Genomic DNA, 15,199 nt, shown 5'->3' on the forward strand with positions numbered 1-15,199 from the left:
CCCTCCAGGCACTCGCTTTTCTAAGCAGGAGTCTCGCGCCTTCCGTTCCAATCAACTTTGTTTTAAAAGATAGAACTGCTTTTGTCTACAAACTAGATAATCATTGTTTGCCAACAGTTTTTTTGTGGGTTTGTAAAATGGGAACGTTGATTTCCTCTCCAGGCACTCGCTTTTCTTTATGTTTGAGACCTAATTGGAATGGTCTCATCCCGAAGCATGATTTTAAAACCCTTCATGGTTTATTCCTGTAATCCTAATTGGATTGAAGAAATTTGCGACACTCCTGCCGAATACCTGGCTAGCCGAGACACCGCAGGCGCTTGCGTCGAGGAGGCTTGGCAGACAGTCGGCGGAAAGGGAGCGGATTTCTGAAATCAACTCGAACGTTTTTATTAGTAAAAACAACAGGCTGTTCTCATCCTATAGCATGACTTTAAAAAAGACTCTAGAACTGTCCTTAAAGGTTTATACCTGTAATCCTAATTGGATTGAGGAAATTTGCGAAACTCCTGGGAAAGGGAACGGATTTCTGAAATCAACTTGGATGTTTTTATTTGTCCACTGCCTTAAATACTTAAGTATTTTCACCAAACTGTATGGCTTTTACACCTTTACGTTTTTTTACATCTTCTTAACGGGACCGACATGGCACTAAGTTAAAATGATAATGTGTAACGAAAAAGAATGGGGGGATTGGCATGAAGGTTGAATTACATTGTCATACGAACATTTCAGATGGTTCCAGTTCTTTTGAAGAACTATTGGAGGTTGCAAAAAGGGAGAGCATTGGCCATTTAGCGATTACGAATCACGATACAACGATGAGAGTGCAAGAGATGGTGAAACGTGGGAAGGAAGTAGGAATCGAAATCATCCCTGGTATAGAAGTTTCTGGTTATGACTTTGCAAGAGGAAGGCGTGTACATATTTTGGGCTATTTTGTTGAGCCTGGTCATAAGGCACTTGAGGAGCTATGTAATCCGCTGATTCATAAGAGGAATGCAGCTTCTGAAAAAATGGTGGAACGGCTGATTCATGCAGGATATCGAATAACTTGGGATCAGGTTTCTAAATTCAAGGGAGGAACCGGTGTTTATAAACAGCATATTATGCTGGCGCTAAGGGAATCGGGGTATACGGATTCTATCTATGGAGATTTGTATAAGAAGATCTTCAGTCGCGGCCAAAATGGAGAAGAGCCAGGCATTGCCTTTATTCCTATGGAGTATGTGGATGCCATCCTTGCTGTGAAGGCGATTCGTGCTGCCGGGGGCGTTCCGGTCCTTGCTCATCCTGGACAATACGGGAGCTTCGAAATGATTCCTGATCTTGTAGAAGCAGGGCTTGAAGGGATTGAAGTTCTTCATCCGCATCATGGTCATGAAGAAGAGGAAAGAGCGATTTCATATGCAGATCAATATAATCTCATTAAGACAGGAGGTTCGGATTTTCATGGGGATTATGGGGAGAACCCGATTCTGCTTGGCAGTATGAGCCCAGGAAAGGAATGTGTGGATGCTTTGAAATTAAGGAAAAAAAGCATGTCCATTACTGATGTCGTATTGAAAAATATCGATCTGTGAAACCAGGAATTTTGCTGTGAAAGCGACCTGATCATATGCTGGATGAGCATTTTGAAAGACTGAACGATGCAGGATGTTGTATTGAAAAGGTCCATAAAAAAAGTATTCCCTTTCGTTCTGGTAATTGACCAGGACTTTTTTTTTACAAGAAAATCATGGTAGCTTCATATTTTCTCATTACACTGACATTAACAAGGAAAAATGGGTATTGGGCTGATCTAATATTTAAAGGGGGATTTCTGTTGGCGGAAAAAAACTTTTTAGTGGATCATTTAATATCGGAAATTAAGAGTGGGACCTTTCAATTGGATAAAAAGTTACCTTCGGAGCATATACTCGCTGATCAATTTAATGTTCCAAGAATGGTTGTCAGGAAGGCATACGAGCAGCTTCAAGATTTAGGCTTTATCTATTCAAAGCAAGGTAAGGGAAGTTATGTCCAGGAAAGCAAGAAGCAAATTCCGTTAATTCTATCCGGAGATGTCAGTTTCACCGAGAAAATGAAAGAATTCCAGTTTTCCTTTCAAACGAGAACTATTTTTTGCGAAGAAATTTCTTACGATCAGAAGGTTTTTCAAAGCCTCGAGGTGGACAGGGATGACAAGGTCTTTAAAATTGGCAGGCTTAGGTTAATGGACGATTTCCCGATTGCTCTTCATACATCTTTTGTAGCAAAATCAACATTTCCTGAAATTGAAAATGACGGTCCTGACATTACCTCTATGTTTCAGTATTATAGGCAGCGTGGTTTTGTGGAATTCGGATCCAGCAGCAGCACACTGAACGTGATTTTTCCTACTCTTGTCGAACGGGATATTTTGCAGTGTTCAAGTTTAATTCCACTTTTGCAAGTGGAATCGTTATGCCGGGATAAGCGGAGCAATCAAGTCCTTGAGCACACGGTCATAATCTATCGAAGCGATTGTTTCACATATGTTATATAAAAACTTCCATTCGAGATATCGCTCGAATTCACAAGTAAATGCTCTGAATTCACGAGTAAAAGTACGAAACTCACGAGTAAATGCTTCGAATTCACGAGTAAAAGTACGAAACTCACGAGTAAAGCTCGAATTCACGAGTAATGGGACGAAATTTTGAATAGTGCAGGTCGGCTTTAACAAATTTCATACAAAGATTTACTCTTTCTTAACGTACGTTCACTTGGCAACAAGATACATTGAAGATGTAGCGGGAAACTAAAACATTGGAGGCCATTGGAATGAGAAGAAGGGAAAGAACCGAGATTTTGATTCAAGGCTCTGAGGACATTGCGAAGGAATTTGCCAAGGAAATAGCAATGAAATATAAAGTTACCGTCATTCAAAAGCCAGAGAGTGCCCTTGTGTTGCTAAAGACAAGGGAAACGGCAAAAAAGAGCTTGTTTTATCTTGGGGAAATGCTGGTGACTGAATGCACGGTCCAAATTCAGGAGTCAATCGGGAATGGCATCGTTATGGGACATCGGGAAGAGCTGGCACATCGTTTAGCTATCATTGATGCTGCTTATCAGGCTGATCTTGGCGAAACGAGATCATGGTCACATGTTTTGGAAAATGAGAAGGAGAATATACAGAAAAATCTTCAAGAGCTGAATCGATCAATCTTAAGAACCAAGGTCAACTTTGAAACAATGGATGTTCAATAAGGGGGGAAAGCAATGAATTTGGATGTAGTTCATGATATACAAACTGTTTATAGAAAGCTTGTAACGGCGACTTCAAGACCTGGAACTTTAGTGGTTTTGGAAAGGGAAGCCAGGACATTGGATGTTCAAATGGAATGCTTATCCTCGACCATCCTGCTTGCGCTTACTGTACTTGACCCTGAAGTGACTTTTAAGGTCATTGCAAAGGAGGGGGAGGCGGTGTCAAGAATGATCAATCAGCTTACTTATTCAAAGCCTGTCGATTTGCCGGAAGCGGATTTCATCTTTATTTTACATGATGCCTCCGAGGAGCAAATGAAGGAAGCGATAAATATAGCAAAGGTAGGAAATCTATTGAACCCCCATGAATCGGCGATGATCATTCTGGAAGTACCGGATGTAACGAAGGGGGACTCAATGATCCTTTCAGGACCGGGAATTCAAGAGGAATCATTCATAAGCCTTCCGAACGTCTCCGCCTGGCTTGGCGTAAGGAACGAAAAAAACATAGAATTCCCTTTAGGAATCGATATGTATTTTGTGGATCGACAAGATCGTTTAATAGCTTTACCGAGAACGACTGAAATCAAAGAAAATGGAGGTGAGATTATATGGGATATGTTGCAGTAAAGGGCGGAACAAAGGCGATTGAGGAATCCATCAAACGCTTAAAGTATGAACGGGTCAAAAAAGGGACGGCTATAGAGCTGCATAAGATAGAAGCTGGGATGAGAGGGCTGATTGATCAGGTTATGTCAGAAAGCAGTTTGTATGATCAATCACTGGCTGCACTAGCCATTAAACAGGCTGAAGGCAATCCGGAAGAAGCTGTTTTCCTCTTGAGGGCCTATCGATCCACTTTGCCGCGAAAACATGTTTCACGAGTGATCAGTTCTGAAAATATGAAAGTGGAACGGCGGATTTCTGCTAGTTTTAAGGATGTACCTGGCGGACAGATTTTAGGTGCCACGACCGATTATACGCATCGATTACTAGATTCGGAGCTGGAAAATGAATCGGATCTAAGCATTCAAGATTGGTTACGGGCTTTTCAAGAAGAAAATCATTCAACAGAATATCAGAACGATACGGCTGATTTAAACTCCCTGACTAAAGTTTTGGACTACTTAAGAAGTGAAGGCTTATTAGCAAGCTGTGAAAACAATGATTTGCAGCCTGGGGATGTTACAAGGAAAAGTCTTGAGTTTCCTTCAATGCGGAGTGAACGCCTGCAAGTTTTAACAAGAGGTCAAACCGGTGCAGTGACATCACTTGCTTATGCAGTCATTCGTGGATATGGTGCACTGCATCCGACAGTAGGAGAGCTACGCGTAGGCAAGCTGCCCGTCCATATCGATCACCCGCTGCTGGACGAAGGGCAAGAGGAAGATAGCTATTATATTGGGGACTTTACAGCAACGGAGGTAGAGATGCTCATTCCGCTTACGGTAGAGAAAGAACAAGGCAAAAAAGAAATGGAGTTTGAAGTTGGCTATGGCATGTGCATGGGACAGAATGAAACCAAAGCAATCGCAATGGGCATCCTGGATAATTGCCTGGAAAAACCCAACAAGGAGTTTCCAAGTCACAACGAGGAATTCGTCCTTTATCATATAGATTCAGTGGAATCAACGGGTTTCATCTCCCATTTGAAGATGCCTCATTATGTTACGTTCCAATCCAAGCTTGATAGCATTCGGAAGTCAAAAGATAAGACCACAGAGCAGGAGGTTGGATTGCATGAATAAAACCTATAATTTTGCATTCTTTGATGAAGGGTCGAAACGGGAAATTAGAAGGGCGACACTGAAGGCAATTGCCATTCCCGGTTATCAAGTCCCATTCGCTTCAAGGGAAATGCCGATTGGGCGTGGTTGGGGCACGGGCGGCCTGCAGTTGACATTGTCATTGATCGGAAAGGATGACGTCCTTAAGGTGATCGACCAAGGCTCGGATGAATCCGTTAATGCCGTTAACATAAAAAAACTCGTATCTGACACGACTGGGGTAAGGACAACGGATAGCACAAAAGATGCCTCTTTAATCCAGTCCAGGCACAGGGTGCCGGAAGTGCCGTTGCAACGAGACCAAATTTTAATTCTTCAAGTTCCATTACCGGAACCTTTAAGGAACTTTGAGCCGAGCGAACATGAAACGAAAAAGCTTCATGCTGAGAGAGAGTATAGCGGAGCATGGCTTATGTTATTTGAACAAATCATGAAGTACGGAATAATGGCGACGGATGCAGACCATCCGGTTATGGTCCACGACAGGTATGTCATGGCACCAAGTCCCATACCAAGATTCGATAATGCCAAGCTGGACGAAAGTGAAGCGCTCATTTTGTTAGGTGCAGGCAGGGAGAAAAAGGTTTATGCAGTACCTCCTTATACAAATGTATCATCTTTGGCATTTGATGATTATGAATTTGAAATCGAGTCCTTTACAAATCATGCTTGCATTCTCTGCGAGTCCAATGATGTGTTTTTGGATGAACTTGTTGATGAGGAATCAGGGGAAACGTATTTCCAATGCAATGATACTAGCAATTGCCTTGAAATGGTCAATCAAAAACAATCATTGGGAGTGAATTAAATGTCTGTGCTTGAGGTACCCGTATTATCGGTTAAACAAATGAACAAACAGTACGGTAATGGATGTTCAATTTGTAAACATATGAAATCGGGAAAAGTGGCGGAAAACTATTGTCATGGATGCGGGACGGTATATGCCTGTAGAGATGTGACGTTTGATTTGTATCATGGTGAAGTTCTCGGAATTGTAGGGGAAAGCGGCAGCGGCAAATCCACTTTAATGAAAAGTTTATATTTTGACGATGAAGTAACAGATGGAGAAATGTATGTAGCTGGCTTTGAGGATGGAAAAAAGAATTTATTCATGGAGTCTGCCCAGAAAAAAAGATTCGTTCGAAACCACCTGATGGGGAAGGTTTATCAAAACCCGATTCTAGGGTTGAAAATGGATTTCTCCTCTATAGGCAATATAGCCGAAAAGTTAATTTCAGCTGGGAACAGACATGTTGGCAGCATGGAAACAAGAGGCGCCGAGCTCCTTGAAGCAGTCAATATTCCCATTCATCGAATGAAAGAAGAACCAAGGAATTTCTCAGGCGGAATGCAGCAACGGGTCCAGATAGCCAAAGCATTGTCCAACAATCCCCCCATACTGCTTTTGGATGAGGTCACCACGGGTTTGGATTTATCAGTTCAAGCAAGTGTATTGGATCTAATTAAAGGTCTCCAACGAGATTTGAATATCAGCATTGTATTGGTATCCCATGATTTGGGCGTAATCCGTATGCTTGCAGACCGTACGCTCGTCATGCTGGAGGGTAAAGTAATCGAGCAAGGTTTAACAGATCAAATACTCGAAGATCCACAGCATCCTTATACCCAACAATTAGTACACTCACTGCTGTAAAAGAAACTAAAGGAAAATGGGGGAAGAGACATTGTTGCTGATTAAAAATGGAAAAATAATAACGGAAGACTCGATCCTGATGGACCATGATCTCTTAATTAAGGATGATAGAATTTGCCGGATTGCACCTGTGGGGGAAATAGAAACGAGTCCTGAGATGGAAGTGCTGGATGCTTTGGGTGGATATGTTTCACCTGGTTTCATTGATCTCCATTCGGATTATATTGAACATATGACTGCGCCGCGCCCGACTTCTTTAATGAATTTTCATTTGAGCTTAAGAGAAACGGAAAAGGAACTGATCACGCACGGGATCACGACCATGTTTCATTCCCTGTCGCTCTATAAATCGACTGAATACGCATATAAGCCAATTCGGGAGCCTGAGAATGTAAGGAAGCTCATCGACTTAATTGATCAAACACATACGATGAAGCACCTGGTCCGTCATCGGTTTCATGCCCGGTATGAAATCGATAATTTGGAGGATATTGATAGTTTAAAAGAATATGTTTCCGAAAAGAAAGTGCATCTGGTCTCATTCATGGACCACACTCCTGGACAAGGGCAGTATCGGCATCTAGAGATATATCGAAACACTTTAAGGGGATATAACAATTATAGTGATGAAGCCATTGATGTGATGATCCGGACTCATCAAGTGAAAGAAAAGCTGACAATTGAAAGAATGAAGGAAATTGCACTTCTAGCAAGGGAAAATAATATTGCCGTTGCCTCACATGATGATGATTCAATAGAGAAGCTTGAATTGGTTCACAGCTTTGGAACGAGTATAAGTGAATTTCCAATCACACTTGAAATTGCCCGTAAGGCCCATGATATGGGGATGTATACCATAGCCGGTGCACCAAATGTGCTTTTGGGAGGTTCTCACAGCGGGAACTTAAGTGCCTCTGAAGCCATTCAGGATGGAAGCATAGACATATTATGCAGTGATTATTACCCTGCGGCACTGCTGCATTCAATGTTTGAATTGGTCGAAAATCATGGGATGGATCTTGTCGATATGTTTAAGCTAGTTACGATTAATCCCGCAAAGGCAGTCAAGATGGAGGACGAAATTGGATCGATTCACGAAGGGAAAAAGGCTGACATTCTTATCATTGAAAAAATTTCGGGTGATTTCCCTGTAATAACAACTGTGATTGTAGACGGAAAATTGATTCAAAAAACGAATTACAGGATCTGAATTTTAGAAAGCGGGTGGCAAAGTGGAGAACATATTGGAGATCAATGATTTATCCAAGTCTTTTATTTTACATAATCAACGCAAGAAAATCCATGCGGTCAGCAACATTACGATCACAGTGAAAAAAGGCGAATTCATTGGCATTACAGGCAAGAGCGGCAGCGGAAAATCAACGATCCTGAAATCGATTTATGGTACCTATCGGGTTCAAGAAGGAGACATCTGGTATGAATCTTCCCACTATGGTGCGATTAATCTGGCAAAAGCTACTGAAAGGGAAATGATTTACCTGCGTAAGCATGAGATAGGCTATGTATCCCAATTTTTAAATGTCATGCCAAGAACTACAGCAAGGCAGCTCGTTACCGGTGCCATCCTTGAAATTGGACGGACCAGGGAAATGGCCCATATCGAAACGGAAAAAATCCTCGACCACTTTGAAATAGGAAAAGAGCTATGGGACAGCTACCCTGCTACTTTTTCAGGAGGGGAGAAGCTAAGGTTAAATATAGCTAGGGCAATGGTGAAAAGGCCGCGTCTCCTCCTGCTGGATGAACCGACTGCAAGTTTGGATCACGATTCTAAAGTGAAGGTGAAAACCCTGCTGGAACAGCTAATGAACGAAGGAACGACAATGCTGGGCATTTTTCATGACTTGGAGTTCATGAATCGGTTAGTAAATAAAGAATATAGCATGCAGAATGGATGTTTCACTCAAGCTATTCAAAAAATTTAACGGCGAATTCACAAGAATTTTACTGAATATTCAGCCGTCTTAACGGCAGGTTAGCATTGTACCGGTATTGTTATATGGGAAGTGACTTAAATAAGAAAAGATCTTTTAAATGGGAGGGAAGATTTAACGTGAAAAAATCGATGATGTCCATATTGATGTTAGTTATTTTGCTGGTGTTCACAGGCTGTTCTTCCACTAATTCAACAGGTGCAAATGAAGATGATACATTAACCGTGGCATGGCTGCCAAATGAATCCGGGGAAGATTTAGGGGAAACCCGCGATGAAATCGGGAAGATCCTGGAGGATGCCACAGGAATGAAAGTCGAACATAAGACCACTACGGATTATAACATTGCAATCGAGGCAATTGCTAATGGAAACGCAGATTTAGCATTCCTGGGAGCGCAAGGATATATTGAAGCAAACAACAAAAACGATAGTGTTCAACCTCTAGTTGTTCCAAGCGGTGAATCAGGTACGTTGGATGATGCAGTCTATAATAGCTGGCTGGCCGTTCAAAATGCAGATGACTATAAAATCAACGGCGAATACAAGATTGATGGTATACAAGGGAAAAAGTTCTCTTTCGTATCAAATAGCTCCACATCCGGCTTCAAAGTTCCTTCCACAGGAATCGTTGATTATTTTTCGCAGCAAGATAAGTTTAAGGAATTAAAGGCCGAGGATTTATTGGAAGGCGGGAAAGATAAATTCTTCAGTGAAGTGCTATATGGCGGTTCACACCAAGGATCGGCCGTTAATCTTTTGACCGGGAAAGCGGAAGTGGCGGCTTTTTGTGACACATGTGTCAATAATTATGTAGAGCTGGCTGATGGGGAAGAGAATAAAGCAGGTGCCGTGTATAAGGTAAAGAAGGATGCAGCTGAACCCTTCAACACAGTTGTAGATAAAACATTCTCACTCATTTCTGTGACTCCGGTTCTGAATGCACCTTTCGTTGTCAACACCGAATTGGTCAGTGAGGAAACACGTGAAAAAATTCTTGAAACGTTGATGTCCGATGAAATGGCAAATAACGAGAAAGTTTTTGTACCGGAAGATTCTAAATCATCAGGTCTATTTAAACGGGTGAGCGGAAAAGAAAAAATGGTGGAAGTTGAGGATGACTGGTTCAATCCAATTCGGGAATTATCTAAATAAAGGCAGTAAAATGCAGGAGGATCATACATGAAAACATTATTGGAAGTGAAAAATGTCTCAAAACATTTTGGAAATGGTACAAAGGCGTTATCCAATATTGACTTCACTGTGAAAGAAGGAGAGTTCGTTTCCATCATAGGGCCATCTGGAGCAGGGAAATCAACTCTTCTGCGATGCATCAATAGGATGATCGATGCTTCTAGCGGAGAAATCATTTTTGATAATGATCATGTATACAAGGTGAATAAAAGGGAGTTAAAGAAAGTACGCAGGAAAATAGGGATGGTTTTTCAACATTACAATCTTGTAAATAGACTAAGTGTGATTGAAAATACCCTGCATGGACGATTAGGCTATAAATCTACACTGGCTGGAATCCTTGGCCTTTATAGTGAAGAGGAGAAACTTCAGGCTGCTAAAGTTCTCCAAATTCTCGGTCTGGAAGATCTGATCTATAAAAGATCCGATCAGTTGAGCGGAGGCCAGAAACAACGGGTTGGCATTGCGCGGGCACTTATCCAAAATCCTAAATTGCTATTATGCGATGAACCGATTGCCTCCCTTGACCCGAATTCTTCCAAAGTGATCATGGATCATTTAAGGAATATCTGCACTTCCATGGGAATCACAGTTGTGGTCAACCTGCATCAGGTCGATGTTGCCCTGAAATATTCGGATCGAATCATCGGTGTGAATGGCGGGAAGATTGTTTTCAATGGCACAACTCAAAATATTACCTCAAATGATATCCATCAGATTTATGGATCAGATGAAGGAAAATTGATTTTTGATTTGGGAGGTTCCCATGTCGGCTGATGTTTTTGCAAAAAAGAGAAGAAATTCACTTGCATTGTTTTTGCTTATAGGGGCTGCGACGGCTGTTTCCATTATCATTACAGAATTCAGCATCGCAAAAGGGGTTACTTCGGTTCCTAAGGCCATACAATGGTCGTTATCGAATTTTTATCCAACAAAGGATTCCCTTGCCAAACTCCCGGACATTTTGATAAAGCTGAAAGAAACGCTTTTAATATCCGTTGCTGCAACCACACTCGCGGGAATATTGGCCTTTGTATTTGCGATATTGGGTTCCAATACGACAAGGGTGAATGCTTTCTTTGGAGGGTTTAGCCGCGGGGTAGCCGTTTTATTTAGAAATATTGATGTCTCAATATGGGCGTTAGTTCTGTTATTTTCATTCGGACAAAGTTCCTTGACCGGTTATTTTGCCTTGTTTTTTGGATCTTTCGGGTTTTTAACAAGAGCTTTCATCGAAACGATCGATGAAGTGAGCTGCAGTTCCGTAGAAGCTTTGCAGACTACCGGTGCAAGTTATCTAACCGTCATTTCGCAGTCTGTCATCCCTTCAGCAATTCCGCAAATGATCAGCTGGGTACTTTTTATGATAGAAACGAATATCAGGAATGCAACATTGGTCGGACTGCTTACAGGATCGGGTATTGGTTTTACGTTTAATCTTTATTATAAAAACTTGAGTTATGACATTGCCAGTCTTGTCGTCATAACGATCATCATTTCGATATTATGTATTGAATTGATCTCAAATTATGTGAGGAGGGTGATTTTATGATGCAGGCAGAGGGTCCGATCAAACCATTTCCTTCTCCTACTGGCCAGGATATAGATAAAATGCTACTTGAACGACTATCCAAAAAGCCCTTCTCGAAATCCTCGATCTCCATTAGGTTGAGTGTGCTGGTACTAGCAGTTTTGACCATATATGCTTTTGCCAGTTTTGATTATAAGGATGTTAAACTGTGGGACGCGCTATTATTGACCGTCGATAATTTGAAGACCATGTTTTTTGAGCCGCATTTGAAGCACTTTACCTTCACCCAAGCGCTTTATCAGGTGTCGGTTACATTAGGTTTAGCTTTCTTAACGACAATATTTGGTGCAATCATTGCTTTGATGTTGGGACTATTAGCGGCTGGAAATATCTCGTCCAAGTCATTATCGATTGCCATAAAGGGATCGGTTGCCCTGATTAGAGCCGTGCCTACCGTGTTATGGGTCCTCATTTTTGCAGTCGCTGCAGGGTTGGGCAGTGTAGCGGCAGTTATAGGGATGACGTTTCACTCCATAAGTTACCTTGTAAAGGCCTACTCGGAATCCTTCGAGGAAATTGATAAAGGTGCTATAGAAGCCCTGCAAGCAAGCGGAGCGAATTGGTGGCAAATCGTGTTCCAAGTCATCATTCCATCTTCGATCACTTATATCATTTCATGGACTTTCATGCGCTTTGAAATCAATTTTGCAGTGGCGGTCGCAATGGGTGCAGCGGCAGGCGCAGGAGGAATCGGCTTCGATATGTTCATGGCAAGTGGATTTTACTTCGACTTGAGTGAAATTGGAGCAATCACTTATTTTATCCTGATGATTGCAATCTGCCTTGAAATCTTCGCAACACAAATCAAAAGGAAACTAAAAGTATCATCTTGATGCCAGAATAGGAAATATGGTTTCTATCATATTGGTGCAGCCCCGAAAGTTGAGTTCGTTTCATAGAATGCATGAAAGAAGACCACAAAAAATGAAGTGGTCTCTTTGTTTGGAAATCGATTTAAATGTTGCCATTGCCATGAAAGGCTTATATAAGGGCGGACTTTATTTCTTGTATCTGTTTGATATGCCTTTGTTCATGTAAGGATAATAATTCAATCCATTGATCCAATGAGAGGTCCCCGAATAGGGGATGCTTGGCTTTCTTTCTATTTAACAAGATATCTGAATCCATATCATAAAGAACCTGTAATAATCGATCCCTAGATTCTCCCAGCAAATCCATAAGGCTCGATAATTGAAATGGGGTTGAAGAGGGTGAAACGATGTCAGGGGCTACGAATTTCTTTTTTCTATTAGTAACCAGGTAAATGTTTTTTTGAATGATATTATTAAAATCCCTTTCCCGAATGCCATTTGTTATGGCTTCTGTAAAAACCTGTTCCGTAAGATATAAATGATGGCAAATTTGGGCGATGCCCCATACTTCAGGTGCTGGCTTATGGTGGAGCATATTTTCATCCAACTCCGTAATTTCCTCTATTAACTGTTTCCTTGATTCGAATAGCAAATCATACTCGATATAGTTCATGAGAACTCCCCTTTTGTGACACCCCCATATGAAAGCATCACTGAATTTTTGATATAGGAAAAAAATAAAGGGATATCTGATTGCATAAAGAATGCATAAAAACGACGGAAAAAACACCTGATTTAAAGTTGGATCCATGGATAGTAGTGCTTCATGTTTGCCGGAGTGTGACACTATGCTTTTAAGCAGGGTTTAGAAAGAGTTTAAAAGATGTCTCGCATGTACAACGAAAAGAAATGTTTTCAATGGTATTAATAATGTTTGGAGGAAGAAATACAGATCCGGAGTAAGGTCTGTATTTCCGGTGTATTCATTTTTTCAGGTGCGTTGATACCCTAATGCCTATGCACATTACTTAAGTTTATGCCTGTAATTGACGCATTACTTGGTTAACGGAAACCTTAATGGGATGGATATCTTTTGAATTCCATAATAAAAGTCCTTGATTAAGTGAAATAAAGTATATGGCAAGTTCCAATGGATCACCATCCACAAAAATTCCTCCCTGCTGTCCTTTACTGATAATACGGGCAATCCCTTTCATGGCTGTAGCATATTTTTGATTCAATTGTTGTTTAATCTCATTAGAGAGCGTGTCAGAATGCTGGGCTTCATTAACAAGAACACGGCGGTCCGATGCTTCCTCTGGTGAACCGGAAAAAGTGAGTTCGGTGAACCAAACCAGTTGATCCCAAGGTGTGCCCTTTCTATTTTCCGCTTCATTCACTGTTTCAATAAACATATCCAGTACGTTCATGATAATGGAAACATAAATATTCTCTTTTGATTTGAAGTAATGGTAAAAGAGTCCATGACTTAAATTCACGGATGAAGTAATATCGCTGATTTTTGTTGCGGCAAAGCCCTTGCGTGCGAAAATCTTCAGTGCAGCACTACTGATTTCCTCATAGCGTTGATCTCGGATTATCTTAAATTGTTCATCATTTTTTGGAGCCATCGTTGATTCCTCACTTGCTGAATAATATTTCATCATTAGGGCTTATTTGAAAAAAAGACCGGTAGGAAATTCTTCTGTTCATAAACACTCTACCATATAAGTTTAGCATAAAAAATAGTGAGGGGGCTTTTAACATTCACTAACTTATTTCGATGGAAAAGGGTGATTCTCCTCGTTTTTCAGCAAATACATTTTTGATTGACTCATCAGTCAACTTTTTGATTGACTTACAAGTCAACGTTATATATTATGGGTTCATGCTCATGTGCATATTCACAATCCTGATTTAAAAAAGCATGATTGAATGCTATATGCATAGAGGCAGTTCATTGCATTTCAAAAATACATGTATATAAAAAGGGGATAGAAAAATGAGTAGACTTCAAGGGAAAACCGCTATCATCACTGGTGCAGCTGGCGGAATTGGTAAAGGTATGGCCATGGCTTTTGTTAAAGAAGGAGCAAAAGTGGCAATCATCGATTTAAATGAAGAGCTTGGGAACCAAACGATAAAAGACTTACAAGAATATCAACCTGAATCCCTATTCATCCAAGCTAATCTTGCAGAGCATGACAAATTGGCTTCAATCGTTAAAGAAGTGGCTGATAAATTCGGGAAAATTGATATCTTGGTAAATAATGCACACGCTTCACGAATGGCGTCCATTGCTGACACAACACAAAAAGAATTGGATTTATCCTTTAATACGGGATTCTATCCAACCTTCTACCTCATGCAAGCTGCATTGCCTTACTTAAAGGAAACACAGGGTAAAATCATTAACTTTGCATCAGGTGCCGGGATTAATGGGGATGTCAATCAAGGTACGTATGCAGCAGCAAAAGAAGCAATCCGAGGAATTACCCGTGTTGCAGCAAATGAATTCGGTCCATTCGGCATCAATGTAAATATCATTTCCCCGATCGCCAAATCACCTGGCATGCTTCAATGGGCAGAAGAGCAACCAGAATATTATCAAAACATGCTAGCTAAAATTCCTCTAAGAAGACTTGGTGAGCTTGAAAGTGACATCGGACGTACAGCTGTATTCCTGGCAAGTGAGGATTCTGATTATATTACTGGTCAAACAATCATGGTGGATGGCGGTTCCATTAAATTACGTTAAGTTCATTGGCTAAGAATCCGTTACTTAGTCGAAACTTTGTTCAGCATGTTGCTGGGCTTGGGATATGATGTTACATTTGCGGGTGATGCAATGGGAGGCTGGTCGATTGGTGTGTTACTAGGTGCTTTAGCCTTCGGTGTTCAAACAAATATATTTAAACAGGACGGAAGAATTATTTCCCGTCCTGTTTCTCTTGAAGAAGGAAACAATTAGAAAAG

17 protein-coding genes are annotated in these 15,199 nt (G+C 41.0%); 15 read left to right on the forward strand and 2 right to left on the reverse strand.

All coding sequences use genetic code 11. The features are described from left to right. Positions 1–698: 698 nt before the first annotated feature. The 13 genes from BW986_RS01755 to BW986_RS01815 all read left to right on the forward strand — a co-directional run bounded on the left by BW986_RS01755 (position 699) and on the right by BW986_RS01815 (position 12,244). Positions 699–1,583, forward strand: coding sequence for a PHP domain-containing protein (locus BW986_RS01755; protein WP_076364550.1), 885 nt, complete (start codon positions 699–701; stop codon positions 1,581–1,583). A 242-nt stretch (positions 1,584–1,825) separates the two neighbouring features. Continuing rightward, positions 1,826–2,527, forward strand: coding sequence for a GntR family transcriptional regulator (locus BW986_RS01760; RefSeq protein ID WP_076364552.1), 702 nt, complete (start codon positions 1,826–1,828; stop codon positions 2,525–2,527). A gap of 278 nt (positions 2,528–2,805) precedes the next feature. Further along, a complete protein-coding gene (phnG, locus tag BW986_RS01765) occupies positions 2,806–3,231 on the forward strand; it encodes a phosphonate C-P lyase system protein PhnG (RefSeq protein ID WP_076364554.1) in 426 nt (141 codons plus the stop codon). Between the two features lie 12 nt (positions 3,232–3,243). Beyond that, a complete protein-coding gene (gene phnH / locus BW986_RS01770; protein ID WP_076364556.1) occupies positions 3,244–3,861 on the forward strand; it encodes a phosphonate C-P lyase system protein PhnH in 618 nt (205 codons plus the stop codon). Continuing rightward, positions 3,843–4,979, forward strand: coding sequence for a carbon-phosphorus lyase complex subunit PhnI (locus BW986_RS01775; RefSeq protein ID WP_076364558.1), 1,137 nt, complete (start codon positions 3,843–3,845; stop codon positions 4,977–4,979). The genes phnH and BW986_RS01775 overlap by 19 nt, the downstream gene beginning before the upstream one ends. Continuing rightward, positions 4,972–5,826 carry an alpha-D-ribose 1-methylphosphonate 5-phosphate C-P-lyase PhnJ gene (locus BW986_RS01780; RefSeq protein ID WP_076364560.1) on the forward strand — a complete coding sequence of 285 codons (855 nt, stop codon included), beginning with the start codon at positions 4,972–4,974 and terminating at the stop codon, positions 5,824–5,826. The genes BW986_RS01775 and BW986_RS01780 overlap by 8 nt, the downstream gene beginning before the upstream one ends. Continuing rightward, a complete protein-coding gene (locus BW986_RS01785) occupies positions 5,827–6,672 on the forward strand; it encodes an ATP-binding cassette domain-containing protein (RefSeq protein ID WP_076364562.1) in 846 nt (281 codons plus the stop codon). It begins immediately after the preceding gene. A gap of 31 nt (positions 6,673–6,703) precedes the next feature. After that, on the forward strand, positions 6,704–7,882 hold the full coding sequence (phnM, locus tag BW986_RS01790; protein WP_076364564.1) for a phosphonate metabolism protein PhnM: 1,179 nt from the start codon (positions 6,704–6,706) through the stop codon (positions 7,880–7,882). Positions 7,883–7,904: 22 nt separating this feature from the next. Beyond that, complete coding sequence (locus BW986_RS01795; protein ID WP_076364566.1) at positions 7,905–8,618, forward strand: phosphonate C-P lyase system protein PhnL; 714 nt, start codon at positions 7,905–7,907, stop codon at positions 8,616–8,618. Between the two features lie 128 nt (positions 8,619–8,746). Continuing rightward, positions 8,747–9,781: a phosphate/phosphite/phosphonate ABC transporter substrate-binding protein gene (phnD, locus tag BW986_RS01800; RefSeq protein ID WP_076364568.1), complete on the forward strand. Its 1,035-nt coding sequence runs from the start codon at positions 8,747–8,749 to the stop codon at positions 9,779–9,781. 27 nt (positions 9,782–9,808) lie between these two features. Further along, on the forward strand, positions 9,809–10,597 hold the full coding sequence (gene phnC, locus BW986_RS01805) for a phosphonate ABC transporter ATP-binding protein (RefSeq protein WP_076364570.1): 789 nt from the start codon (positions 9,809–9,811) through the stop codon (positions 10,595–10,597). After that, a complete protein-coding gene (locus BW986_RS01810; protein ID WP_076364572.1) occupies positions 10,587–11,372 on the forward strand; it encodes a PhnE/PtxC family ABC transporter permease in 786 nt (261 codons plus the stop codon). The genes phnC and BW986_RS01810 overlap by 11 nt, the downstream gene beginning before the upstream one ends. A gap of 59 nt (positions 11,373–11,431) precedes the next feature. Continuing rightward, positions 11,432–12,244 carry a PhnE/PtxC family ABC transporter permease gene (locus BW986_RS01815; protein ID WP_179086012.1) on the forward strand — a complete coding sequence of 271 codons (813 nt, stop codon included), beginning with the start codon at positions 11,432–11,434 and terminating at the stop codon, positions 12,242–12,244. A 148-nt stretch (positions 12,245–12,392) separates the two neighbouring features. Here the strand turns inward: BW986_RS01815 and BW986_RS01820 are convergent, their stop codons facing one another. Together BW986_RS01820 and BW986_RS01825 are read right to left on the reverse strand one after the other, a co-directional pair. Further along, positions 12,393–12,896 (reverse strand): DinB family protein, encoded by a 504-nt coding sequence (locus BW986_RS01820; RefSeq protein WP_076364574.1) that lies wholly within the window; start codon positions 12,894–12,896, stop codon positions 12,393–12,395. Between the two features lie 361 nt (positions 12,897–13,257). Further along, on the reverse strand, positions 13,258–13,854 hold the full coding sequence (locus BW986_RS01825) for a TetR/AcrR family transcriptional regulator (RefSeq protein ID WP_076364576.1): 597 nt from the start codon (positions 13,852–13,854) through the stop codon (positions 13,258–13,260). Positions 13,855–14,225: 371 nt separating this feature from the next. Between BW986_RS01825 and BW986_RS01830 the strand changes: the two genes are divergently transcribed. Both BW986_RS01830 and BW986_RS29965 read left to right on the forward strand, forming a co-directional pair. Continuing rightward, on the forward strand, positions 14,226–14,981 hold the full coding sequence (locus BW986_RS01830; protein ID WP_076364578.1) for an SDR family NAD(P)-dependent oxidoreductase: 756 nt from the start codon (positions 14,226–14,228) through the stop codon (positions 14,979–14,981). Between the two features lie 57 nt (positions 14,982–15,038). After that, complete coding sequence (locus BW986_RS29965) at positions 15,039–15,194, forward strand: hypothetical protein (protein ID WP_179085986.1); 156 nt, start codon at positions 15,039–15,041, stop codon at positions 15,192–15,194. The last annotated feature ends 5 nt before the right edge of the window (positions 15,195–15,199 follow it).

The organism is Peribacillus simplex (assembly GCF_900156045.1).
GTDB classification, from domain to species: domain Bacteria; phylum Bacillota; class Bacilli; order Bacillales; family DSM-1321; genus Peribacillus; species Peribacillus simplex_D.

Coding starts and splice junctions, on each gene's coding strand:
- BW986_RS01785 (WP_076364562.1), top strand. CDS start 5,827: ATGTCTGTGCTTGAGGTACCCGTATTATCGGTTAAACAAATGAACAAA.
- BW986_RS01820 (WP_076364574.1), bottom strand. CDS start 12,896: ATGAACTATATCGAGTATGATTTGCTATTCGAATCAAGGAAACAGTTA.
- BW986_RS01825 (WP_076364576.1), bottom strand. CDS start 13,854: ATGGCTCCAAAAAATGATGAACAATTTAAGATAATCCGAGATCAACGC.
- phnC (WP_076364570.1), top strand. CDS start 9,809: ATGAAAACATTATTGGAAGTGAAAAATGTCTCAAAACATTTTGGAAAT.
- phnH (WP_076364556.1), top strand. CDS start 3,244: ATGAATTTGGATGTAGTTCATGATATACAAACTGTTTATAGAAAGCTT.
- BW986_RS01830 (WP_076364578.1), top strand. CDS start 14,226: ATGAGTAGACTTCAAGGGAAAACCGCTATCATCACTGGTGCAGCTGGC.
- BW986_RS01810 (WP_076364572.1), top strand. CDS start 10,587: ATGTCGGCTGATGTTTTTGCAAAAAAGAGAAGAAATTCACTTGCATTG.
- BW986_RS01755 (WP_076364550.1), top strand. CDS start 699: ATGAAGGTTGAATTACATTGTCATACGAACATTTCAGATGGTTCCAGT.
- BW986_RS01815 (WP_179086012.1), top strand. CDS start 11,432: ATGCTACTTGAACGACTATCCAAAAAGCCCTTCTCGAAATCCTCGATC.
- phnG (WP_076364554.1), top strand. CDS start 2,806: ATGAGAAGAAGGGAAAGAACCGAGATTTTGATTCAAGGCTCTGAGGAC.
- BW986_RS01780 (WP_076364560.1), top strand. CDS start 4,972: ATGAATAAAACCTATAATTTTGCATTCTTTGATGAAGGGTCGAAACGG.
- BW986_RS01775 (WP_076364558.1), top strand. CDS start 3,843: ATGGGATATGTTGCAGTAAAGGGCGGAACAAAGGCGATTGAGGAATCC.